Source organism: Rugamonas sp. FW305-51, assembly GCF_058786935.1.
Map to the genome: position 1 here is coordinate 84695 of NZ_JBYSZG010000014.1, position 20796 is coordinate 105490.

The 20796-nt window shown below is 65.3% G+C and carries 26 protein-coding genes; 4 read left to right on the forward strand and 22 right to left on the reverse strand.

From position 1 onward, the window contains the following. Window positions 1-16 precede the first annotated feature (16 nt). The 6 genes from AC3WOS_RS12220 to AC3WOS_RS12245 all read right to left on the reverse strand — a co-directional run bounded on the left by AC3WOS_RS12220 (window position 17) and on the right by AC3WOS_RS12245 (window position 5512). Entirely contained in the window at window positions 17-508 is a 492-nt protein-coding gene (locus tag AC3WOS_RS12220; protein ID WP_492716227.1) for a hypothetical protein, read from the reverse strand. Between the two features lie 14 nt (window positions 509-522). Further along, window positions 523-1206 carry a C39 family peptidase gene (locus AC3WOS_RS12225; RefSeq protein WP_492716228.1) on the reverse strand — a complete coding sequence of 228 codons (684 nt, stop codon included), beginning with the start codon at window positions 1204-1206 and terminating at the stop codon, window positions 523-525. After that, window positions 1203-1784, reverse strand: a complete 582-nt coding sequence (locus AC3WOS_RS12230; RefSeq protein WP_492716229.1) for a hypothetical protein — start codon at window positions 1782-1784, stop codon at window positions 1203-1205. Before AC3WOS_RS12230 ends, AC3WOS_RS12225 begins: the two co-directional genes overlap by 4 nt. Before the next feature lie 97 nt (window positions 1785-1881). After that, the gene (locus AC3WOS_RS12235; RefSeq protein ID WP_492716230.1) at window positions 1882-3570 is read right to left on the reverse strand and encodes a hypothetical protein; all 1689 of its coding nucleotides are present in this window, start codon (window positions 3568-3570) and stop codon (window positions 1882-1884) included. Window positions 3571-3892: 322 nt separating this feature from the next. Next, a complete protein-coding gene (locus AC3WOS_RS12240; protein WP_492716231.1) occupies window positions 3893-5287 on the reverse strand; it encodes a sigma-54 dependent transcriptional regulator in 1395 nt (464 codons plus the stop codon). 3 nt (window positions 5288-5290) lie between these two features. Continuing rightward, entirely contained in the window at window positions 5291-5512 is a 222-nt protein-coding gene (locus AC3WOS_RS12245) for a hypothetical protein (RefSeq protein WP_492716232.1), read from the reverse strand. Here AC3WOS_RS12245 and AC3WOS_RS12250 point away from each other — a divergent pair. Further along, window positions 5511-6131, forward strand: a complete 621-nt coding sequence (locus AC3WOS_RS12250; protein WP_492716233.1) for a 1-acyl-sn-glycerol-3-phosphate acyltransferase — start codon at window positions 5511-5513, stop codon at window positions 6129-6131. The genes AC3WOS_RS12245 and AC3WOS_RS12250 overlap by 2 nt on opposite strands. A 172-nt stretch (window positions 6132-6303) precedes the next feature. On the opposite strand, the gene AC3WOS_RS12255 is transcribed toward AC3WOS_RS12250, so the two are convergent. From AC3WOS_RS12255 to AC3WOS_RS12305, 11 genes are all read right to left on the reverse strand, one after another. Continuing rightward, window positions 6304-6858, reverse strand: a complete 555-nt coding sequence (locus tag AC3WOS_RS12255; protein ID WP_492716234.1) for a HupE/UreJ family protein — start codon at window positions 6856-6858, stop codon at window positions 6304-6306. A 1-nt stretch (window position 6859) separates the two neighbouring features. Further along, window positions 6860-7504 carry an urease accessory protein UreG gene (gene ureG, locus AC3WOS_RS12260; RefSeq protein WP_492716235.1) on the reverse strand — a complete coding sequence of 215 codons (645 nt, stop codon included), beginning with the start codon at window positions 7502-7504 and terminating at the stop codon, window positions 6860-6862. A gap of 21 nt (window positions 7505-7525) precedes the next feature. Continuing rightward, window positions 7526-8206, reverse strand: a complete 681-nt coding sequence (locus AC3WOS_RS12265) for an urease accessory protein UreF (protein ID WP_492716274.1) — start codon at window positions 8204-8206, stop codon at window positions 7526-7528. Next, on the reverse strand, window positions 8206-8739 hold the full coding sequence (ureE, locus tag AC3WOS_RS12270) for an urease accessory protein UreE (protein ID WP_492716236.1): 534 nt from the start codon (window positions 8737-8739) through the stop codon (window positions 8206-8208). The genes AC3WOS_RS12265 and ureE overlap by 1 nt, the downstream gene beginning before the upstream one ends. Window positions 8740-8766: 27 nt before the next feature. Then, a complete protein-coding gene (gene ureC, locus AC3WOS_RS12275; RefSeq protein ID WP_492716237.1) occupies window positions 8767-10467 on the reverse strand; it encodes an urease subunit alpha in 1701 nt (566 codons plus the stop codon). A gap of 1 nt (window position 10468) precedes the next feature. Further along, window positions 10469-10795, reverse strand: a complete 327-nt coding sequence (locus AC3WOS_RS12280; protein ID WP_492716238.1) for an urease subunit beta — start codon at window positions 10793-10795, stop codon at window positions 10469-10471. 146 nt (window positions 10796-10941) lie between these two features. Then, a complete protein-coding gene (locus AC3WOS_RS12285; RefSeq protein ID WP_182157469.1) occupies window positions 10942-11244 on the reverse strand; it encodes an urease subunit gamma in 303 nt (100 codons plus the stop codon). 12 nt (window positions 11245-11256) lie between these two features. Then, a complete protein-coding gene (locus AC3WOS_RS12290) occupies window positions 11257-12144 on the reverse strand; it encodes an urease accessory protein UreD (protein WP_492716239.1) in 888 nt (295 codons plus the stop codon). 174 nt (window positions 12145-12318) lie between these two features. Next, a complete protein-coding gene (locus AC3WOS_RS12295; protein ID WP_492716240.1) occupies window positions 12319-12741 on the reverse strand; it encodes a PIN domain-containing protein in 423 nt (140 codons plus the stop codon). Beyond that, the gene (locus tag AC3WOS_RS12300; RefSeq protein ID WP_492716241.1) at window positions 12738-13022 is read right to left on the reverse strand and encodes a type II toxin-antitoxin system Phd/YefM family antitoxin; all 285 of its coding nucleotides are present in this window, start codon (window positions 13020-13022) and stop codon (window positions 12738-12740) included. The genes AC3WOS_RS12295 and AC3WOS_RS12300 overlap by 4 nt, the downstream gene beginning before the upstream one ends. A gap of 119 nt (window positions 13023-13141) precedes the next feature. After that, complete coding sequence (locus AC3WOS_RS12305; RefSeq protein ID WP_492716242.1) at window positions 13142-13621, reverse strand: hypothetical protein; 480 nt, start codon at window positions 13619-13621, stop codon at window positions 13142-13144. A gap of 269 nt (window positions 13622-13890) precedes the next feature. Here AC3WOS_RS12305 and AC3WOS_RS12310 point away from each other — a divergent pair, with 269 nt between their 5' ends. Continuing rightward, complete coding sequence (locus AC3WOS_RS12310; RefSeq protein WP_492716243.1) at window positions 13891-14652, forward strand: substrate-binding periplasmic protein; 762 nt, start codon at window positions 13891-13893, stop codon at window positions 14650-14652. Between the two features lie 72 nt (window positions 14653-14724). Continuing rightward, window positions 14725-15228, forward strand: a complete 504-nt coding sequence (locus tag AC3WOS_RS12315; protein WP_492716244.1) for a hypothetical protein — start codon at window positions 14725-14727, stop codon at window positions 15226-15228. Between the two features lie 66 nt (window positions 15229-15294). Here AC3WOS_RS12315 and AC3WOS_RS12320 read toward each other — a convergent pair whose 3' ends face one another. After that, window positions 15295-16380 (reverse strand): M35 family metalloendopeptidase, encoded by a 1086-nt coding sequence (locus AC3WOS_RS12320; RefSeq protein ID WP_492716245.1) that lies wholly within the window; start codon window positions 16378-16380, stop codon window positions 15295-15297. Window positions 16381-16790: 410 nt separating this feature from the next. Here AC3WOS_RS12320 and AC3WOS_RS12325 point away from each other — a divergent pair, with 410 nt between their 5' ends. After that, complete coding sequence (locus AC3WOS_RS12325; protein WP_492716246.1) at window positions 16791-17192, forward strand: cupin domain-containing protein; 402 nt, start codon at window positions 16791-16793, stop codon at window positions 17190-17192. A gap of 149 nt (window positions 17193-17341) precedes the next feature. Here AC3WOS_RS12325 and AC3WOS_RS12330 read toward each other — a convergent pair whose 3' ends face one another. From AC3WOS_RS12330 to AC3WOS_RS12345, 4 genes are all read right to left on the reverse strand, one after another. After that, window positions 17342-17941, reverse strand: coding sequence for a hypothetical protein (locus AC3WOS_RS12330; protein ID WP_492716247.1), 600 nt, complete (start codon window positions 17939-17941; stop codon window positions 17342-17344). A 162-nt stretch (window positions 17942-18103) separates the two neighbouring features. Continuing rightward, window positions 18104-18640, reverse strand: coding sequence for a response regulator transcription factor (locus AC3WOS_RS12335; RefSeq protein WP_492716248.1), 537 nt, complete (start codon window positions 18638-18640; stop codon window positions 18104-18106). Then, complete coding sequence (locus tag AC3WOS_RS12340; protein ID WP_492716249.1) at window positions 18630-19979, reverse strand: ATP-binding protein; 1350 nt, start codon at window positions 19977-19979, stop codon at window positions 18630-18632. The genes AC3WOS_RS12335 and AC3WOS_RS12340 overlap by 11 nt, the downstream gene beginning before the upstream one ends. Next, window positions 19963-20796: SURF1 family protein (locus AC3WOS_RS12345; protein ID WP_492716250.1), on the reverse strand; the 834-nt coding region annotated here is incomplete at its 5' end. The genes AC3WOS_RS12345 and AC3WOS_RS12340, both read right to left, overlap by 17 nt.

The window sequence follows — 20796 nt, forward strand, 5'->3', positions numbered from 1 at the left end:
GCCGGGCGGCGGCGCCCTACTTCGGACGCACGGCGTTGCTCAGCGCATCGCGCAAGCCGCCTTCGAAATTGAGGTTCTTGAGCAGGGACAAGCTGTTGACGACCGTGCTGATGGTGGTCTGGCTGCGGATCAGCTGGTCGCTGGCGCTGTTCTGGATCACCAGCGCGCCCGCCGCCTGGCCCGTCAGCGCCGGAGCGAACTCATTGCCCACCCCGTTTTGCACCAGCGTCAGCGCCGCCACCGCCTCGCCCCCCAGCCGGCTGTCGCCGGCCGCCAGCTTGCCTACATCGGAAATGGAAAAGTTACTACTTGCGACAACGTTGCCATTGATCGAAACCAATCTTTCCACACCTAGCGACAAGATCAGGCCATTGCCGGCATCCAGGCCGCCGCGCGCGTCGGCCAGCCGGCCGTCGTCCACAGCCACCCAGTCGTCGGCCGGATCGCGGGCCAGGGCCGGCGCGCAGCACAGGCACAGGGTCAATAACAGAGGACGCAGGGGCGGCATGGTCGGGCTCGCGATCAGAAATTGCCGGCGCCGTTCTTGGGCAGCGTGACGTCGGCCAGGCTGCGGCGGTCGATGGCGTCGGCCAGCGGCGCGCGCGGCGCGGCCCGCCAGTCGGCCGCGGCGTTGAAACGGGCCGCCCCGGGCGCGCCGTGGATCACGAACAGCAGCCCGTTGCGCCAGATGGCTTCGAAGCGGGCCACGCTCATGGCGCGCGTGCCGCTGGCCGGGTCGCCGAGCAGTACCCGCCCCCCGGCGACGCCCTTGACGACGACGAAGTGCAGATAGCCCTGGTCCGACACGAGCACGATGGCCGGATAGCGGGCCTCGACTAGCTTGGCCAGCGGCAATTCGTAACCGTCGGCCGTAAAGCCGTGCTGGGCCAGGTAGCGCTTCATGTCCAGCAGGGAAAAGCCCTCGCGCCGTATCCTGGCCTGGTCGCCATGGGCAAACATTTCCGAAAATACGTGTTGTTCATCGACGGCATAGCCATAGTGGTAGCTGAGCAAGGTGGCCACGGCCGCCGAACCGCAGCTGAAGTCATATTGCTGGTGCACCGTGCCCTGGTAGCGCACGGCCTTGACACTGGCCACGGGCAACGCAAAAAAGCCGCCCCCGGCCGGCAACTCAAGCTCGACGGCGGGAGCGGTCCGGCCGCACAGGGCGGCAAGCACAAACAGGCTGAGCACGGCGCGTTTCATTGCAGCTGGACATTGATGATGGTCGCGTTCTGGATCAGCACGTTCGCGCCGGAGTTCTGTATCGCCACCGGCAGGCCGGAAGCATTGCTGAACGAGCCGTTGGTGATGATGTTGGCGCCCGTGGCCACGTTGACGGCCGTGTTGCCCGTCACGGTGCCGCCCAGCTTCATGTCGTTCCACACCGTGTCCGTCCCGCCCCGCAATTGTTCCAGCCGTGCCGCCGCCAGCGGCGGGACCGCGAACGGAGCCTCGTCCGGCACGCCGCCGTTGGCGGCACCGGCAACCAGGGCTGGCGCCGGCACCATCGCCAGGGGCGCCGAAGCCACCCCGGCCGAAGCCGCCCCGGCAGCCGCTGCCCCGTCCGCCGTTGCCCCATTCGCGCCGCGCGGGACCAGCGCGGCATGAGCCAGCACGTACCGGATCACGTCCGGTGGCACCGGGGCGGGCGCCGCCGCCGCAATGGGCCCGATGGCGTAAGGCGCGGCGTCTGTCGCGGCGGCTTCCCGTCCTTGCGCCATACCGTGCAGGCCGGCAGCAAGGGCCAGCGTGCCGCCCCATAGAATTGGTCGTTGTTGCATATCGTCCTCTGCCTGGAGATGCGGGCGCCGGTCCGGTGTGGCGGACCGGCGCAGGCGGGACCGGGCCGTCCACCTGGCCCGGCCCCGCCACCGCCTACTATTTACCGACCTGCAAATTGGCTTGCACGTTCACGCTTTGCTGCACCAGCGCCGCGATCCCGCTGTTCTGGCTGACGACCATGACCCCGGCCGCCGACTGGCCAACGTTGTTCATGCTGTTGGACATGTTGAACGTGCCCGCATCGACCGAGACATTGCCGGAAGCGCCGCCAGTGCCGCCGGTACCGGCGCCGCCCGTGCCCGCGCCGGCCGTGTTGGTGCCGCCGTCGCCGCCGGCGCCACCACTGTTGCCGCCACCGCCAGCCCCGCCGGCGCCGCCATCACCTGCGCTGGCGCTGCCGTTGGTCGGGTTGCCGTTGCTGCCATTGCCGCCCGTGGCCGAACCGCCGCCGGCACCGGCGCCGCCCGTGTTCTGGGCCATGCCGCTGGCTGCGCCGTTGCCGCCGGCAGCACCGGCCGCCCCCGCGCCCCCCGTGCTGGCGCCCGAGCCACCGGCCGCACCCGCGCCGCCGGCGCCACTGGAAGCGCCGGCACCGGCGCCTGCCGTGTTGGTCACGCCGGCGCCCGCACCGCCAGCGCCACTGGCCGCGCTGCCGCCGGCCGCACCGGCACCGGCCGTATTGCTGCCAGCCGTGCCGGCCGCCCCGGCGCCGCCGGCACCACCAGCGGCACCGGCGCCCCCGGCGCCGCCGCTCGAGGCGCCGGCTGTGCTGTTGCTGTCACCGGAAGTCGCGCCGCCGCCCGTGCTGGCGCCGGTCGAAGCGCTGGCCGCCTGGCTGGGCGGTATGCCCGTCGTTTCGCCGCCCGCGCCACTGGTGTTGGTGGCCGAGCCGGCGCCGGAACTGGCGCCGCCGGCCGCCGGCATATTGCTGGCCGTGGACGTACCGCCACCGGCGCCGCCGCCGGCCGCCCCGGCACCGCCGAGACCGCCCGCGCCACCGGCGCCGCCCGTGCCGCCACCGGCGTTACCGGTGCTGCCGCCCATGCCGCCGTTGGCACCATTGGCCAGGCCGCTGCTGCCGCCGGCGCCGCCCGTCGAGCCGCCGGCCTGTCCACCGGCGCCGCCCGTGGCCGCGCCCGTGGCGCCACCCATGCCGCCGCTGGCGCCAAAGGCGTTACCGGACGTGCCGCCGGCACCACCCGCTCCACCCGCCCCGCCGGCACCGCCGGCGCCGCCGCTGGCGTTGCCGCCATAGGCATCACCATTGCTGGCGCTGCCGTTGGTGGCCGTGCCGCCGATGCCGCCGGCAGCGCCATTGCCGCCGGCCGCGCCACCGCCGGTGCCGCCGGCGGCGGTGACCATGCCGCCCGTACCCGTACCGCCCACGCCGCCGGCCGCCGATCCGCCTGTCGTATTGCCGTTATTGCTGGCCGTGTTGCCGATGTTCTGGACGGCATTGTTGGTGACCGATCCGTTCAGGTTGCTGGTGGCCGTGGCGTTGGAATTGTTGAACGAATTGCTGAAGGTAGAGGTGGCGGCGGCACCGTTGTTGGCCGATACGGCACCGGCAGCACTCGCGTCGGCTCCGCCGGTGCTGTTATTGTTATTGTTCTTGTTGCTGCTGTCGTTGTTGCGATTGCTGCTGCTGTCCTGCATGGCGCTGGAATTGTCGTTGGCAATCGCACCGGCCCCGGACTGGGCGGTCGAGGATGGCGGCGTCGTCTGTGCATACGCGCTGGCGCTGAAAGCAAGCACGATGGCAGTACTGATCAAAGTTCTTTTCATGGCAGTTTCCTAGCTTCCAAGGGTTGATCGAGAAGTTTCCTGGCCGGGGGAGCATGCGCCCGGCCATCCTGTGATCGCAAACTTGGTGCCACCTTGCGGCAGTAACGACAAGCCGTTGAAAAACAAGAAGAAATTGATGCCGGGCAGGACCGTAAAGACGGCCTGGCACGGTCCTCGGGCTAGCCAGTCGTCTCGGCTATGTGACAGCCGCCGGGCCGGCCGGCGGACAACGCGCTGAAAAACATGGGGCCGACATGGGAAGCAAGCGGCATGGCGGGGCGAAGATTGCCAGGGTGCAGGCTGTAACGCGGCAGTGACACGGCTACGGCTGGCTGGCCCGCGACGGCGGCGCGATGCCATGCTTGGCCAGCAAGCGGTACAGCGTCATGCGCGACACGCCCAGTTCGCGCGCCGCCACCGTCATGTTGCGCCCCGCCCGCAGCAGCGTCGCGTCGATGGCGTCGCGCTCGGCACGGCTGCGGGCGTCGCCCAGCGGGGCGCCGTCAGCCGGCGCCGCGTTTGCCGTCAGGCCCAGGTCCTGGGCCGAGATCAGCCGTCCTTCGGCCATCACCATGGCCCGCCGCACGCGGTTGATCAGCTCACGCACGTTGCCGGGCCAGTCGTGGTCGCGCAGGGCCTGCATGGCGCGCGCGCTGAAGCCGCGCAGGCGCGGCGCGCGTTCGCTCGCGTACAGGTGGAAGAAGTGTTCGGCCAGCAAGGGCACGTCGTCGCGCCGTTCGCGCAGCGGCGGCACGTCCAGCGCCAGCACGTTGAGCCGGTAATACAGGTCCTCGCGGAAGGCGCCGCGCTGCACGGCCTGCTGCAACTGCACGTGCGAAGCGGCAATCACGCGCACGTCGACCATGATGCTGCGGGTGGCGCCCAGGCGGCAGATGGTTCTTTCCTGCAGAAAGCGCAGCAGGTTGGCTTGCAGTTCCATCGGCAAGTCGCCGATTTCGTCGAGGAACAGGGAGCCGCCCTCGGCCGATTCGATCAGGCCCCGCTTCTCGCGCGCCGCGCCGGTGAAGGCGCCCCGTTCATAACCGAACAGTTCGGACTGGATCAGGCTGGCCGGCATGGCGCCGCAGTTGACGGGCACGAAGGGCCCGGCCGCGCGCGGCGACTGCAGGTGGACGGCCTTGGCCGCCAGTTCCTTGCCGCTGCCGCTCTCGCCCCAGATCAGGACGGGCGCGGCGGCGCCGGCCACCTTGGCGATCTGGCGCCGCAGCCGCACGATGGCCGCGCTCTGCCCCGTCAACGTACCGTCCGGGGCGGATTGCGCGCCTTCCGCATGGCCCGGCGCGCCCGCACCGGGCCAGCCATCACCGCCGGCCGGCCAGCCCCGCAGGGCCGCCATGCCCTGGGCATGGCCCAGCGTATGGTCCAGGCGGGCGGGGTCCAATGGCCAGGTGTGGAAATCCCAGCAATGTTCCTGCACCAGGCGGCGCCAGACGGGTTGCTGCAGTGCCGGCGGATGGAACACGGCGAGCCACAGCATGTGCCAATGTTCGCGCAGAAAGGCGTCCAGCCTTTCCTCGCCGTGGGGATGGGTGTCGAACAGCAACAGGCCGACCGTGGCGGGACGCGCGCGCAAGGCGCGGCGCGCTTCGGCCAGTCCGGCCACGCAGGACAGTTGCCAGCCGGGCAGCGCGGCAGCGGCCGCGTCCAGCACGTCGCGCTCGCCTGTGGCCAGGCATAGAATGGTGGTTGAGGTCATGGGCTACCCGATCAGGAAAAGCCGCCGCACAGCCAGGCCGGCGTGATTCTCTTTGACCGGGAATGGCGCCCATTGTTCCCCGGACAAGACGGGCTCGGCGCTGAATGACTTGCCGCTCTGGCCATGCCCGGATAGAATGCGGGCGCGGATTTTTTGACTAGCTATATGCCAGCCTGTCAATAGTGAAAACAAAACAAATACAAAAAACGACGGGGTAAAGAGCATGAGCGACTATCTTTTACGGCCACAGGACCTGCCCACATGGGGCCAGCGCACGTCGCTGCGCATACTGGGGCTGTTCGGCTGGCGCATGTTGTACCGGCCGCTGCCGGGGCCACGCGGCATTTGCGTGATCTATCCGCACACGTCGAACTGGGACTTCATGGTCGGCCTGTTCGGCAAGTGGGCGCTGAACCTGCCGTTCCGCTGGCTGGCCAAGGACACGCTGTTCAAGTCGCCGCTGGGAAAATGGTTCCGCGCGCTGGGCGGCGAACCGGTGGAACGGGGCACGCCGAGCGGCACCATCAAGCTGCAGGCGGCGCGCATGAACGCGGCCGAGTGGTACTGGGTGGGCATCACGCCGGAGGCGACGCGCAGCTACCGCCCCAACTGGAAGAGCGGCTTCTATCACCTGGCACTGGAGGCGAAGGTGCCGCTGGCACTGGTGTACATCGACTATCCGAACAAGACGCTGGGCCTGGTGGACCACGTGCACCTGACGGGCGACGAGGAAACGGACATGGCCGCCATCCGCGCCGGCTACGAAGGCCACCTGGGCCTGTATCCGGACAAGGCGGCGCCCATCGTGCTGTCCGAACGGCGCCACGAACCGCGCGCCAAATAAGCAGGCGGGCGGCGGCTTACCGTTTCATAGCTGCGCCCCAACGTGCTGGTCCTGCCCCAGCAAGCCTTGCTCGCGGATGAAATCGAAAAAGGGGTACGTCCCCATTTTTAAAATCGAAAAAGGGGTACGTCCCCATTTTTATCCCCATTTTTGATTCTTCCGTTACAGTCCGCTAGGCAGCCGCCGCCAGCATCACGCCGGCCGCTGCGATCACGGCGCCGGCCAGCTTGACGACCAGCGCCGGGCTCACGCGGCCCAACAACCGCCCTGTTTCCAGCAGCACGGCGCTGGCCAGCAGCAGGCCCATGGCGCTGGCCACTTCCGGCATCTCATGACCATGCGCGTTGCCATGCAAGATGGCGAACCCCGCCAGCATCAGCGCGCCCACCGTGCCGGGCAGACGGGCGGCCACCACGATCAGCACGCCCATCACGGCGACCGTGAGCGCGATGCCCGTTTCCAGTGCCGGAATGACGAGGCCCGCCACGCCCGTCACCACGCCCACGAACAGCATGGCCAGGAAGGTGAGCGGCAGCGCGCGCGCATTGGGCTGACGCACGCTCCAGATGCCCACGGCCAGCATCGCCAACACGTGGTCCAGTCCCGTGAACGGGTGGATGAAGCCGGCCGCGAAGCCGTGCGCATGGGCCCCCGCGGCGGGATGGGCCAGCGCGGGCAGGCAGGCCAGGGCCAGCACGCCGGCCAGCACGGGTTTGATCAGTTTCATGTCATAGCTCCTTTGCCATGTGATGGTCTTGCCCCAGCAAGCCCTGTTCGCGGATGAAATCGATGACGGCGGCCACGCCCTCCCCGCTGCGCAGGTTGGTGAACACGAAGGGCCGCGCACCGCGCATGCGTTTGGCGTCCTGCGCCATGATGTCGAGATTGGCGCCCACGTATGGCGCCAGGTCGGTCTTGTTGATGATGAGCAGATCGGAGCGGGTGATGCCGGGACCGCCCTTGCGCGGGATCTTCTCGCCGCCGGCCACGTCGATCACGTAGATGGTCAGGTCCGACAGCTCCGGGCTGAAGGTGGCGGCCAGGTTGTCGCCGCCCGACTCCACCAGGATCAGGTCCAGATTGGGAAAGTCGGCCTGCATGCGGGCGATGGCCTCCAGGTTGATGGAGGCGTCCTCGCGGATGGCCGTGTGCGGGCAGCCGCCCGTCTCCACGCCCATCAGGCGCTCGGCCGGCAGCGCATCTGCGCGCAGCAGGATCTCCATGTCTTCCTTGGTGTAGATGTCGTTGGTGATGACGGCCATGTCGAACTGGTCGCGCATGCCCTTGCACAGCATCTCGCACAGCGCCGTCTTGCCCGAACCTACGGGGCCGCCTATGCCCACGCGCAGCGGATTGGAGGTGGTGGTTGTCATGTCGGTTCTCTCTTTCACAAATCAGGATCGGTACAGCCGGCTGTACTGCACCTCGTGCTGCATGGACAGCAGCGACAGGCCGGGCGCCCAGTTGCTCATGTCGTCGTCGGCCACGGTTTGCGCGTGGCGCGCCGCCGCCTCCAGTTCGGGCCGCAGCGACAGCAGCATGCGCTGCCCCGCTACCTGCCCCAGCGGCACGGACTTGACGCACACCAGCACCTGGTTCTCGGCCCAGGCGAACAGCATGGCCAGCAATGCCGCCTCGTGCGGGATATCAAGCGCTGCCACGGCGCAGGCAAAGGCGGCCGGCAGCGGCACTTCGGGCGTGCGCTGCAACAGCGCCAGCAGCCCGGCGTCGGCGATATCCAGTTCCGCGATCAGCTTGGCCAGCGAGTAGCCCATCTGGATGGTCTCGGCGCGGAATTCGGCGCTGTCGCGCGAGGCGATGAAGCGCTCGGTCCAATCGGCCACCGCCTGTGCGTCGCGCCGCGCGTAGGCCCGCATCAGGCGCCAGCACACGGGCGCCTCCCACTGCGCCACCACTTCATGCAGGTGGCGCGCGATCCACGCGCGCGCGGACGCGGCGTCGCGCACCATGCCGTTTTCCAGCGCCGCCTCCAGGCCCTGCGAATAGCTGTAGGCGCCGATCGGCAAGGCCGGACTGGCGAACTGCAGCAGGTTTAACAGGGCGGATGCCTGCATCATTTCGGATCGCCGGGACGGTGGATTTTCTGGCGCAGCGGGATGGGGGCCAGCGGATTGTGGCCGCCATGTCCGCCTTGACCGTCGTCGCCATGGTGGCCATGGCCGCCGCCGTAGGCGCCCGACTCGGGCTCGAACGCCGCCATTTCCTCGTCCACCCGCGCGCCCAGGCCGGCCAGCATTTCCTTGAGCACCGCGTCGGCCCGGATGCGCAGGAAACCGTCGCCCACCTGCGCCTGCGTGTGGCGGTTCCCCAGGTGGAAGGCGCAGCGCAGCAGGGTGTGCGCGTCGGCGCAGGTGACCTTGTAGGTCGGCTCGGGCGCCGCCACCACCTGGATCACACGCTTGTCCTCGCCGGTGAGCAGGTCGCCGTCGCGCAGCACGGTGCCGCGCACGGTGAATACGCCGACTTCCTCGCCCGTGCTCAGCGTGGCGCGCAAACGGCATTTCTCGCGCAGTTCATAAGGCAGCACCAGCTGGGCGGCGATCGGGCCGGCGCCGGCCGGCGGTATCTTGGTATGCAATGTCAGCATGGGTTCCTCGACAGATTCAGGGAAGACTCAGAACAGGAAGTAGCGCTGCGCCATCGGCAGCACGGCCGCCGCTTCGCAAACGAGGAGCTCGCCGTCGGCGCGCACTTCATAGGTTTCGGGATCGACTTCCATCTTCGGCGTGGCGCCGTTGTGGACCATGTCGGCCTTGCGCAGCGTGCGCATGTTCTTCGCCACGATCAGCGTCTTGTTCAACTTGAGCTGCTCGCCGATGCCGGCGTCATACGCGGCCTGCGAGACAAAGGTGAACGACTTTTTCAGACCGCCGCCGAAGGCGCCGAACATCATCCGGTAATGCACTGGCTGCGGCGTGGGGATGGAGGCGTTGGGGTCGCCCATCTGCGCCGCCGCGATCATGCCGCCCTTGAGTATCATCGACGGCTTGACGCCGAAGAAGGCCGGCTTCCACAGCACCAGGTCGGCGATCTTGCCCGCTTCCAGCGAGCCGACGGCATGGGCGATGCCGTGCGTGATGGCGGGGTTGATGGTGTACTTGGCCACGTAGCGCTTGACGCGGAAGTTGTCGTTGCGGGCCGTATCGGGCGCCAGCGGGCCGCGCTGCTGCTTCATCTTGTGCGCCGTCTGCCAGGTACGCATGATGACTTCGCCCACCCGGCCCATGGCCTGGGAGTCGGACGACATCATTGAGATGGCGCCCAGGTCGTGCAGGATGTCCTCGGCCGCGATGGTTTCGCGGCGGATGCGCGACTCGGCGAAGGCCACGTCCTCGGCGATGGCCGCGTCCAGGTGGTGGCACACCATCAGCATGTCCAGGTGTTCGTCCAGCGTGTTGACGGTGAACGGGCGAGTGGGATTGGTGGACGAGGGCAGCACGTTGCCCTGCCCCACCGCCGCGATGATGTCGGGCGCATGGCCGCCGCCCGCGCCCTCGGTATGGAAGGTATGGATGGTGCGGTCCTTGAAGGCGGCCAGCGTGTGTTCCAGGAAGCCGCCCTCATTGAGCGTGTCGCTGTGGATGGCCACCTGCACGTCCATGCGGTCGGCCACGGACAGGCAGTTGTCGATGGCGGCCGGCGTGCTGCCCCAGTCCTCGTGCAGTTTCAGTCCGATGGCGCCGGCCCGCACCTGTTCCTCCAGCGGCGCCGGCAGGCTCACGTTGCCCTTGCCGAGAAAGCCCAGGTTCATGGGGAAGGCGTCGGCCGCGCCCAGCATGGCGTGCAGGTGCCACGGGCCGGGCGTGCAGGTGGTGGCCGAGGTGCCGGCCGCCGGACCGGTGCCGCCGCCTATCATGGTCGTCACCCCGCTCATGAGCGCTTCCTCGATCTGCTGCGGGCAAATGAAGTGGATGTGGGTATCGACCCCGCCAGCGGTGACGATCATGCCTTCGCCGGCGATGATTTCGGTGGCGGCGCCAATCGCCATGGTGACATCGGGCTGGATGTCCGGATTGCCGGCCTTGCCGATGGCGGCGATCATGCCGTCCTTGAGGCCGATGTCGGCCTTGACGATGCCCCAGTGGTCGACGATGACGGCGTTGGTGATGACGGTGTCCATCACGTGGGCATGGACGCGCTGCGACTGGCCCATGCCGTCGCGGATCACCTTGCCGCCGCCGAATTTCACTTCCTCGCCATAGGTGGCGTAGTCATGCTCGATCTCGATAAACAGTTCGGTGTCGGCCAGCCGGATGCGGTCCCCCTTGGTGGGGCCGAACATCTCGGCATAGGCCCGGCGCGAAATGGTCGCCATGTCAGCTCCTGGGTGGAGAGGATTTCAGTTTGCCCTGCACTGCGCCGTTGAAGCCGTAGACCTCCAGGTCGCCGGCCAGCTTGACCAGTTCAACGGTGCGCTGCTGGCCCGGTTCAAAACGGACGGCGGTGCCGGCCGCGATATTCAAACGCATGCCGTAGGCCTTCCAGCGCTCGAAGCCGAGGGCGGGATTAACCTCGAAAAAATGGAAATGCGAGCCGACCTGGATGGGCCGGTCGCCGCGGTTCTGGACCACCACGGTGGCCGTCTCGCGGCCTATATTCAAGCCGATTTCGCCCTCTTCAAGTAGATATTCGCCTGGGATCATGAGGGGCTCCTTAAGAACAATGGTGGGTAGTGAAAAATGTTCGCACGCCGCGGGCCGGATGGGCCGCGCGGACGCGCAGGGGAAGCCGATGGCGCAGGTAGCGCCGCCGGCCGGGAAAATGGATGGATCAGCATCGTCATGGCCGCTCACGGAATCGGGTGATGCACGGTCACCAGCTTGCTCCCGTCGGGGAAGGTGGCCTCGACCTGGATGTCGGGGATCATCTCGGGCACGCCCTCCATCACATCGGCGCGGGTGAGGATCTTGGCGCCGTCCGACATCAGCTGCGCTACCGTCTTGCCGTCGCGCGCGCCTTCCATGATGGCGCAGGTGATGAGCGCGATGGCTTCCGGATAATTGAGCTTGAGGCCGCGCGCAAGGCGGCGCTCGGCCAGCAGGCCGGCCGTGAAGATCAGCAGTTTGTCTTTTTCTCGTGGAGTCAGGTCCATGTCGGTTCCAGTTCAGGTTTGCCAGATGCGCGGCGTGACGGCCTCGCGTCCCAGCAGATGCGGGCGCAGGCGGCGCCACACGGATAGCATGATGCGGCGCGCCACCTCGCTGTCATCGCCCAGGTGGCGCGCCACCAGCACGCCCTTGGCCTGGGAGATGCCGAAGGCCATGTCGACGGCCGCATCGACGGCCATCCTGGCGGTCATCATGGTGGTTATGTCGGCGCGGATTTCGGTCAACAGGGACGCGGGCAGCGGCGGGCCAACGGCGATCAGGGTGGCGCAGACGGAGTGGCCGTTGAGCGCCAGCGGACTGGCGAGCCGGCCGCCCAGCAAGGCGCCCTGCTCCCACCAGACCAGCTTGCCGTCGCGGCGGATCTCGGTGCGCTGCGCTACGCGGCCGGTGGCAAAGGTCTCGCCCGACGCGCGCCGGCCCATGCACAGGATTTCGCAGCCGATGTAGCAGGCGTCGGCGGCAAGGTCGATGGTCTGTTCCAGCGCCACGTCGGCCTGGTCGAAGAAGATGGTTTCCTGCGGCAGCCATTCGAGCGAGGCGCCCTCGCCTGCTTCGAGCCGCACACGCTGGCGCGACAGCTTGCCGTTGGCCTTGTACCACTTGGCCGCGCCGGGCGTGGTGAGGAAGGCGCGTGCATTGGCGCCCACGTTGACGGCAATGGCCAGCTGGTCGCCGCCCACCACGCCGCCGGGTGGATGGACGATGATGGCGTGGCACACGGCCCCGCCTTCGGGATAGAGCGGCTTTTGCACCCGCAGCGGGCCGCAGTGGGTGTTATCGATCAGGCGCGTGGTCCCGGCATCGTCGGCAAATCCGAGCGCGAGACTGGCCTGCCATGCGCTGTGGCTGGCGGCCGTTTCGGTGGATGCGATGCAATCGGGCATAGTGGGGCAATCAAATGAAAACCCTTACTGATGAGCAATATGCGTGCCAGCGTTTATGTTCAGTTAATCATGCTTTGAGTCAACTTTTGAGCACCATCAATGTGAATCTGCACCAGTATGGTGCAGATTCACATTGCTTTGAACTATCCCGTCGCCGTTGGAGCGCTCGCTCATTTATCCTACGAAATACTGCTCCACACGATCAGTTGTCCAGGTCGGTATTCCAGTACCGAAGAAATCGGCATCCTCCGTCCAAACTGGGCACGCCAATATCATTGCACATGCCAGAACCGGCCAGTCATCCGCATCGCGTTTACCGATACGTTGGAGTGCTTGTGGCTGCGCTCCACGATAGACAGAAATATCCATTTGCTGAACTATAGCGGCCACACGATCCAACACTGATAACACTGCGGTCGGATCGATGCCCCGCCTCTTCGAAATAGCAGGAAGGTATTTTCGCGCATCAATGAACGCGACGTCGGGGGCAAAAAAGGCGACAGTCGGAGCGTAGTTCAAAATGAGTTCGCGCACCCGCCGTCCCAACGCCGCTCGTATTAGTATGTTTGCATCAAGTACGATCGCTTTGTCGCTCATGCCTTCTTGGATGAGCGGCTGGTTCTTTGGTTCGCATCTTTGCGAGCATGCTTGAAGTCGGTCACCAAAGTCTCAACATCCAGGCCCTTATCTGTCAGCATTTGATCGAGCACTTCGCCCGCTTTTCGTAAGGCAGCGATATTTTCATCATCTTGTACTGGCGTCGGGATGAAATATCCAACGGTTCGGCCATGACGGGTGACCGCCACCGGCGTGCCCGTCTCCAGAAGCTCGGCCAAGCTGGCGCGAAATTTCCGGATACCGACCTTTGTCGCGTCCATCTGTTCTCCCAGACCTTGAATTCAACAATGTTTATCACTGTGTACACAGTCTAGGGCTCAGATATGGCTTGTACAACGCTTTTTTAGAAGAAACCCGTGATGATCAATACGCTTATCTGCTAGCTGCGAACCGGCCGCCGCGCGAGCACAGTCTTGCCAGCGGTGACCGCAATCGGAACGCCGAACAGGAACATATGCGATAGCAAATCAAGGATAGTGCCGAGCGGCTTGAACCTGACCGGGAACGGAAACGCCGACAATGGCAACACGAGCAGCCGCATCGTAAAAAAAACGGCGACCCCGAACAACATACCGGACACCACCGGACGACACAGCAACGCCGGCGCCCGCCATGCCGCCGCCATGAAAATGGCCGCCCACAGATAGGACAAAGCAAAGTGCAATACCAGCCCGGCGGCCGCCGTCTTCGTGCCGCCCGCAAAGGCCGCGTTACCCAGCGCGCCGCTCGCCACGGTCTGTAACAGGCGTATGGCCGGCATGCCGTTGTAGCCAGCGAACGAGAGCGCGAACAGGATATCGAGCGTGGCGGCGATCATGCCGCCGACGAGCAAAGCGACGACTATGGTCCATTGTTTCAATTACTCCTCCAGGAACTGATCATGCGGTCATAGGTTCGGTGTGACGCGATCCGCCGAGCGGGCGGATGCCCTCTTGCACCAAAGCTGTTCAAATCACAAGCACTTCAAGAGGGGCCGATCTAGCCGTCGGCTGGATTGATCCCCTCAAATATGTTAGAACCGAAATATGCAGACAGTAAATACCTGATCAAGGAGTTTCCCGCGATCACAACACGCTCGGGCTTGCCATCAGGCGAATGAGCGGCCAGTTTGCCAGGAGGAACACGACCATGAAGTCGCTCTACTGTCTCGCATTCGCGTTGCTGCTGTTGCCGTCTCCCGGCGCACTGGCTGAATCCTACACCTGCGTGGCGTTTGACTATCCGCCGTTGATGCAGAAAGGACGGAACGGGCAGCCGGAGGGGTTCGCTGTCGAACTCGTCACCCAGGTTTTCAGGAATTTGGGCCACGCGGTCACAATCAATTTCTACCCATGGTCGCGGGCGCTGCTCATGGCCAGGACGGGCGAAGCCGATTGCATATTTACACTGTACCGTTCCACCGAACGCGAGCAATTTCTGGACTTCAGCCGGGAAACCGTCGCCCGCCAGACCGTCTATTTCTATGCGCGCCAGGACTTCCACTTCGTGTTCAACGGCGACCTGGCAGCGACGCGGGGCATGCGTATCGGTGTCGTGCGTGGCATTAACTACGGGCCGAAATTTGAGGCAGCCCGGGCTTCGCTGCATCTCGACGAGTCTTCGAGCATAGAACAGAATTTCAGGAAGCTTGCCATTGGCCGGGTCGATCTCGTTCCCAGCAACCAGGCCACGGCAGCGGCGATGCTGGCGCGCCCCGAGCTGCACGAACGCATCGGCGACATCATGAACTTGACGGAACCGATAGAAATCGTCCCAAGCTTTATCGGATTCTCCAAAACGAAAAATCTCACTGGGCTGCGCGACAATTTCGACGACGCCCTGAGGAAATTTGCCGGTTCAGCGGAGTATCAACAGCTTTTGGGTAAATACAAGGTGGAAAGCACAAACTGACACGCCGGAATTCACTTGGCGGCCGCCCGCTTCGGTAGCACAATCAGGTAAAAACTTATCTGAGAGGCAAGCATGAAGAATACGCCATCGTTACTCCTGGCCAGCGCAACCCTGATGCTGAGCGTGCTCCCCCAGGCCGGCGCGGCCACATCGGCACCGCCGCCGGGCACTGTACGCGAGCAGTTGCAGGTGCGCTCGGCGCATGGCAAGGTGCTGGTGCGTGTCAAGCTGGAGAATCAGGGCGCCCAGCCCGTCTATGTGCCGGCCGCGATCGCCGGCAGCGGCACGCTGACCGGCCCCCTGTTCGGCATAGTCGACCTGGCCGATGGCACGTCCCTCCTCTACGTTGGCAAGATGGTCAAGCGCGGGCCGCTTGGCCCGGACGATTTCATCCGCCTGGCGCCGCACGCCGTGCGCCACAACACCATCGACATCACCAGCGACTATGCGTTCAAGGACGGCACCCACCGCTACCGGCTTACGCATGAAGGCAGCTATCTGAGCAATCTGGAAAATGTGGAAGCGGCCCTGCCCGCGCCAGCCGCCAGCGCCGAGTTCACGCACACGGCGCCGTGACGGCGGCGGACGCGCGGCAGCCACGCCGCGCGACGCGCCGCCAGCATCGGCGGCGCTAAACCGGCATTACGGCAAGGCCGGCGTGTTCTCGCCGAAGTACTCGTGCGAGTCCGCGTTGTCGATGGCCTTGGTCGGATTGCTGACGGCCAGGCTGGCCGCCGCCGACTGTCCGTAGGCCCAGTCGTCGGTCGAGGCGACGGCGTAGAAGTGGCTCATCTCGTGGATCAGCGTACCGCCCTTGGAATCGGTGCCCGTGATCGGGGCCGGCCAGAACGCCTTGCACACGTAGATGTGGTAAGGCTGGTCCGGATACACGTGCGCGTACTCGCTGCCCTTGCAACCGCAATCGACCAGCACCGGCTTGTTGGCAAAGGCATCCTTCAGCGCCGTGTAGTGGGTCTTGATGGTGCTGTAGCGCGACGAGGTGTAGGAGCCGAACCACTTGGTATAGCGCGTGCCGCTGGTGCCGGCGCCCAGGTAGCTGTTGCTGTTGGCGAGCATGGTCTTGGCCGCGTTGAAGGCCGAGGTGACCTGGCTGACCTGCGACGAGCTGCAGTTGGCCGTGCTCAGGCCAGCGGTGGCGTCTGCGCGCAGCGTATCGAGCAGGCGCGGCGCCGGCTCCGCACCACGCTGCAGCACGCCGTCGATCCAGATGCGGGCGGGGTCGGATTCGATCTCGCCGATTTCCTTCTCGGTGCTGACGGCATCGGCGCTGGCCGTGTCCAGCGCCTGCTGGCCGTGGCCAACGGCGCTGTTGAACAGGTTGAGCGACGCCGTGTGGTAGCGGACCTGATAGTCGCCCGTCACGCTCATGTCGTACAGGGCCGACAGCTCGACCTTGGCGCTGCGCGATTCCCCCGGTTCCAGCGTGATGTAATTACCGGGCCTGGGCACGTGACGCTTGTAGTGGGCACCGCGATAATTGACCTTGACGCCATCACGGGTCACATCGAACAGCGATTCCTGCGTCTCACCGAACGGCGTGTACCAGGACAGCACGTGTTGCGGCGTGGACGAAGTGTTGGTGATCGTGACGTTGACGACCACGTCGTCGCTCGCACCCAGGCTGTCGCGCTCGGGCGTGATGGAAGCGATCACGCCATTCGAGCCGGCCTGCGCGCTGAAGCACGCCGTTGCCGCCATTGCTGCCATGCCAAGTTTCAAAAAACGATGCACATACATACTCGACTCCTTGTGAAAGTGAGGGGATTCCTGCCGTAGCCGTGTGCGCGGACCGCGGCGGCGCTTTCGTCAGGCAAAGCGCGGCCTGACGTGGCGCCGCGTAGCGGGCCTCGCACATGGTGGACGGCAGTGGGATATGGGCGCACAGGCCCATGCATTGATGATGTTGAGGCAATGCAAAAATGTCAATGAATTTGCATTGTTATTTAACTGACTATCCTTATAGGCAATGTTTAGAGATGTAAATTGTTGCTTTTAGGGCACTATTAATGCGCAGACGTCGTCGTGTGCATGCTTTCCACAAGTCAGATCTAATCGTAGTATTTCTCTAACAATTGCAGATAGAATCAATAGCTCTATCACTCATTGGGGGCAAACATATGAAGGCGATTCGATCGATCCTGCTGCTCACATGCAGCATTGTTGCCATGGTGAACAACGCGCCAGTCTATGCACAGGATTCCACCGCGCGAACCGAGCTTAAACGAGCCGATTTGAGCGGCGCGGCCGGCATGGAGGTAATTAGTTCCATTGTGGAATTCAAGCCAGGCGATGATGTCCCAAAACATTTCCATCACGGCGTTGAGGCCGCTTACGTGTTGCAGGGGGCAACGTTACAGGCTCCCGGTAAAGAACCGGCCGTCGTTGCCACCGGGACCGCAATCATGAACCTCCGAGATATCGTTCACGGCGGTGTCAAGGTCGTGGGAGATAAGTCATTCAAGCTTTTTACTGTCCATGTCGTCGACAAAAACAAACCGCTGTACGACAACCCGCGATAAAACCAAATGATCGGCAACGCTGGCTAAGTGGCGGCGGGCATCGGGCAAGTACGGACACGATGCCGCCGCCACTTTATATTTGCCAACTTCTTCCGCCAGCCTTCGTCGCCCCCCCTGCCGGCGAACATTTGCACGAACGGCAGGCCGGGTCAGTCAGCCTTGCAATCATCGACCATGAAATCCTCCCGGCGCCGGTGTTTGGGCAAACGGCGTTCGACATGCTGTTCGGCATGAAAACTGGCGTGTTCGACCAGCGTCAACGCGGTCTTGAGCGCATCGCTCATGCTGCTGGCCGCCGCCCGCATAGCTTCCATTGGTGAGGTGGGCGGAGTTTGGGCCTGCTGCTGCAGCTGGCGCCGCAACCGAGCCGCCGCTGTCCAGTTCTTCTCGCCGGGGCGGCGTATCCACAAATCGCGCCAGGCATTGCGGCCATCTCCTGCGACCAGCAGCGTCAACTGGCGCGGCGAGACGGCGCGGCCACGGTAGATCAGTTCATCGCCCACCACATCGGCGTAATGCCAAGTGTCCGCTACATGCATGCGCACCCGGCTCTGGTCGGGCAGGAACAGGCATTTCCATTGATATCCTTGCAGCGGCGTTGCTATTTCACGCTGCGCGGCCATCCAGTGCTGGAGCGCCCGCACGACCGCTTCGGTGGTGGAAAGCGTGCTGCCCGACATGCGCAGGTAGTCGATCAGTTCGATGTAGGCGGCGTGTGGTATGGCCGAAAAACTGCTTGTGGCATCCATGCTCGTTTCTCCTGTCAGAGTTGTCTGGTTCTGTCTCGTCCTGTCTATTTAGACAAGGAAATTCGCGCCGAGTTCAAACCAGACAAAACGAGACAGAACGAGACAGGCCAACGAGACACGTCGCCGGAGGGAGCTGCCAGCCTATACCCCCGTATATACGCCCTACTTCACCCGCTGTTTCTCCAACTTCCTCGCCAACGTCCGCCGGTGCATGCCCAGCCGGCGGGCCGTTTCCGAGATGTTGAAGTCGGTCTCCGCCAGTACGGCGTGGATGCGCTCCCACTCCAGCGTCTTGATCGACGTGGAGCGCGCCGTTACTTCAACTTCCGCGCTGCCGGCCACATGGCCGAAGGCGGCTTCGATGTCGTCCGTGTTGGACGGTTTGGCCAGATACTGGCAGGCGCCCAGCTTGATCGCCTCGACGGCCGTGTTGATGCTGGCGAAGCCGGTCAGCACCACGATCAGCATGTCTTCGTCGTGCTGATGCAGCATCTGCACGCAGGCCAGCCCCGATGAATTGCCTTTCAGCTTGAGATCGACGACGGCATAACCGGGATTGTGACTCTCCAGCAGTGCGGCCGCCTCGTCCTGGTTGGCGGCCAGCAGCACCGTGTAGCCGCGCCGCTCGAACGAGCGGCTCAGGGTGCGCGCGAATGCGGCGTCGTCTTCGATAATCAGTAACAGTCGTTCATTCGGCATCTGCCGACTCCTCTTCCAACACCAGCGCTGCCAGCGGCAGCCGCATTTGCACCGACGCGCCGCCCTGCGGCCGGTTGCGCGCTTCGACCGTGCCGCCCAGCGTGCGGGCCACGTTGACGGCCAAGAACAGCCCCAGCCCCCCGCCCGGCCGTCCCTTGCTGGAGTTATACGGCTTGCCGAACTGGGCCAGGATCTCGGGCGCGAAGCCCGGTCCGCTGTCGGAGACGGACATGACCAGCATCTCGTCCTCGCGCGTGGCCACAAAGCTCAGCCATTCCGGCGACGCTTCCAGCGCGTTGTCGAGCACGTTGCAGATCATCTGCTTCAGGGCCGAGTCGAACACGACGGGCAAGTCTTCGCCGATGCGATTGTAATAGTCGAACGAGGCCACGGGGCGGCTGGCCCGCCATTCCGTAATCAACTGGTCGAGGAAGGTGTGGATGGTGGTGCGCACCGACGATTCGCCGCGCGCCTCCCCCGCCGACAGCAAGATGCCGCTGACGATGGATTTGCACCGTTGCAGCTGGGTCTGCATTTCCGTGATGTCGTCCAGCAGGTCGGGATTCTTGCTCACGGCGGGCATGCGGCGCCAGTCGCCCAGGATGACGGACAGGGTGGCCAGCGGCGTACCCAGCTCGTGGGCGGCGCCGGACGCGAGCAATCCCATACGGACGATGTGTTCTTCCTCGGCGGCCCGCTGGCGCAGCGCGGCCAGCTTGGCGTCGCCGGCCCGCAGGTTGTTGGTGATGCGGCGGATGAAGAACACGAGCAGGGCCGCGTCCAGCGCAAAGCACAGCAGCAGGCCCTGCACATACAGGCTGAAGATGCCGCGGCTATGGTCCAGCTGCAGCGGCAGCGGCTTGGCGAACAGGGCCAGCCCGGCCAGGCAGACGCTGGTGGCCAGCACGATGATCCAGGTGGCCCAGCCCCGCAGCAGCACGGCGCTCAAAATCACTTGCAGCAGGTAGAGGAAGGCGAACGGGTTGTTGGTGCCGCCGCTCAAATAAAGCTGGGCCGTGAGGCTGATCACGTCCACCAGCAGCGACAGGAACAGTTCGCTGTTCGTCACTTCCTGTTGTTCGCTCCAGCGCAGGTGGCTGGCCACGTTGAAGCCGACCAGGCAGGCCACCACTTCCAGCATGTAGGGCAGCGGCAGCTGCACGCCGAAGACGATGGCGGCGATGACGATGGTCGTCACCTGTCCCGCCACGGCGATCCAGCGCAGCTGGATCAGCAACAGCATGTTCTTGTGTCCGGGGGCGCGGCCGCCGCTCACGGCGGCATTCCAGCGCTCCGTCAAGCCTGATTCCTTGTCCAGGCCGTCATTTAGTTTCTCCATCTTGGCGTTTCCATTTGTCTCGCGTCAGCAACAGGCAGGCGCCGCCCGCCATCAGGGCGAGCGCGAACCAGGTGAGAGCATAAACCAAATGGTTGTTACGGAAGGAAATCACGGTCAGGCCGGCCACGGGATGCTCGCCGTCGGGGGCGCCGGCGGCGGGCAAATTGGCAGCGGCGGCCGGTTTGGCGGCCACGTTGGTGTCGGCCGGGGCGATGGCGGCATTGGCGTCGGCCTCGGCATCGATGAAATACGGGGCCACGCGGCGCAGGCGGTGCGCGGCGCCGATGGCGTCCACGTCGCGCGAGTACCAGCGGCTGCTGGCCGCGTCGTTATAACGCACCACGCTGCCGCGCGGCTCGCTCAGGCGCAGCAGGCCGGTGACGGTGGCCTCGCCCTGCCCGCCCGCGTTGTGCGGCAGGCAGGCGTTGGCCGGCGCGCGCACGGGCGCGGCGGGGGCGTAATCGGCGGGACGGGCCGGCACGAAGCCGCGGTTGATCAGTAAGACGGTGCCGTCAGGGCGGCACAGGGGCGTGAGCAGCCAGAAGCCGGTGCCCAGTTCGGTGGAAGCTTGTATTCGGGTAGAGAGGGTTGGCAGCCAGGTGCCGGCTGCCGTGATACGCAGGTATTCGTCCGCCGTGGCCGACAGATGCGGCCACTGCGAGGGACCGGGCGCGGCAACCGGCGTGGCATGCACGCGCTGCTCGACCCGCTCGATGAGCGCCAGTTTCCATTGCAGGCGCCACAGCTGCCAGCAGCCCAGCGCCAGGAAACCGGCACACATCAACGCGGCGCCGGCCTGCCATGCAAGGCGCATGGC

What these genes read in the sequence shown, in the direction of transcription:
- AC3WOS_RS12330 (WP_492716247.1), bottom strand. Translation starts at nt 17,941, where the DNA reads ATGGATGCCACAAGCAGTTTTTCGGCCATACCACACGCCGCCTACATC.
- AC3WOS_RS12310 (WP_492716243.1), top strand. Translation starts at nt 13,891, where the DNA reads ATGAAGTCGCTCTACTGTCTCGCATTCGCGTTGCTGCTGTTGCCGTCT.
- AC3WOS_RS12295 (WP_492716240.1), bottom strand. Translation starts at nt 12,741, where the DNA reads ATGAGCGACAAAGCGATCGTACTTGATGCAAACATACTAATACGAGCG.
- AC3WOS_RS12245 (WP_492716232.1), bottom strand. Translation starts at nt 5,512, where the DNA reads ATGCTCTTTACCCCGTCGTTTTTTGTATTTGTTTTGTTTTCACTATTG.
- AC3WOS_RS12220 (WP_492716227.1), bottom strand. Translation starts at nt 508, where the DNA reads ATGCCGCCCCTGCGTCCTCTGTTATTGACCCTGTGCCTGTGCTGCGCG.
- AC3WOS_RS12255 (WP_492716234.1), bottom strand. Translation starts at nt 6,858, where the DNA reads ATGAAACTGATCAAACCCGTGCTGGCCGGCGTGCTGGCCCTGGCCTGC.
- ureG (WP_492716235.1), bottom strand. Translation starts at nt 7,504, where the DNA reads ATGACAACCACCACCTCCAATCCGCTGCGCGTGGGCATAGGCGGCCCC.
- AC3WOS_RS12265 (WP_492716274.1), bottom strand. Translation starts at nt 8,206, where the DNA reads ATGCAGGCATCCGCCCTGTTAAACCTGCTGCAGTTCGCCAGTCCGGCC.
- AC3WOS_RS12335 (WP_492716248.1), bottom strand. Translation starts at nt 18,640, where the DNA reads ATGCCGAATGAACGACTGTTACTGATTATCGAAGACGACGCCGCATTC.
- AC3WOS_RS12280 (WP_492716238.1), bottom strand. Translation starts at nt 10,795, where the DNA reads ATGATCCCAGGCGAATATCTACTTGAAGAGGGCGAAATCGGCTTGAAT.
- AC3WOS_RS12225 (WP_492716228.1), bottom strand. Translation starts at nt 1,206, where the DNA reads ATGAAACGCGCCGTGCTCAGCCTGTTTGTGCTTGCCGCCCTGTGCGGC.
- AC3WOS_RS12315 (WP_492716244.1), top strand. Translation starts at nt 14,725, where the DNA reads ATGAAGAATACGCCATCGTTACTCCTGGCCAGCGCAACCCTGATGCTG.
- ureC (WP_492716237.1), bottom strand. Translation starts at nt 10,467, where the DNA reads ATGGCGACCATTTCGCGCCGGGCCTATGCCGAGATGTTCGGCCCCACC.
- AC3WOS_RS12250 (WP_492716233.1), top strand. Translation starts at nt 5,511, where the DNA reads ATGAGCGACTATCTTTTACGGCCACAGGACCTGCCCACATGGGGCCAG.
- AC3WOS_RS12325 (WP_492716246.1), top strand. Translation starts at nt 16,791, where the DNA reads ATGAAGGCGATTCGATCGATCCTGCTGCTCACATGCAGCATTGTTGCC.
- AC3WOS_RS12235 (WP_492716230.1), bottom strand. Translation starts at nt 3,570, where the DNA reads ATGAAAAGAACTTTGATCAGTACTGCCATCGTGCTTGCTTTCAGCGCC.
- AC3WOS_RS12240 (WP_492716231.1), bottom strand. Translation starts at nt 5,287, where the DNA reads ATGACCTCAACCACCATTCTATGCCTGGCCACAGGCGAGCGCGACGTG.
- AC3WOS_RS12285 (WP_182157469.1), bottom strand. Translation starts at nt 11,244, where the DNA reads ATGGACCTGACTCCACGAGAAAAAGACAAACTGCTGATCTTCACGGCC.
- AC3WOS_RS12300 (WP_492716241.1), bottom strand. Translation starts at nt 13,022, where the DNA reads ATGGACGCGACAAAGGTCGGTATCCGGAAATTTCGCGCCAGCTTGGCC.
- AC3WOS_RS12290 (WP_492716239.1), bottom strand. Translation starts at nt 12,144, where the DNA reads ATGCCCGATTGCATCGCATCCACCGAAACGGCCGCCAGCCACAGCGCA.
- ureE (WP_492716236.1), bottom strand. Translation starts at nt 8,739, where the DNA reads ATGCTGACATTGCATACCAAGATACCGCCGGCCGGCGCCGGCCCGATC.
- AC3WOS_RS12340 (WP_492716249.1), bottom strand. Translation starts at nt 19,979, where the DNA reads ATGGAGAAACTAAATGACGGCCTGGACAAGGAATCAGGCTTGACGGAG.
- AC3WOS_RS12320 (WP_492716245.1), bottom strand. Translation starts at nt 16,380, where the DNA reads ATGGCAGCAATGGCGGCAACGGCGTGCTTCAGCGCGCAGGCCGGCTCG.
- AC3WOS_RS12230 (WP_492716229.1), bottom strand. Translation starts at nt 1,784, where the DNA reads ATGCAACAACGACCAATTCTATGGGGCGGCACGCTGGCCCTTGCTGCC.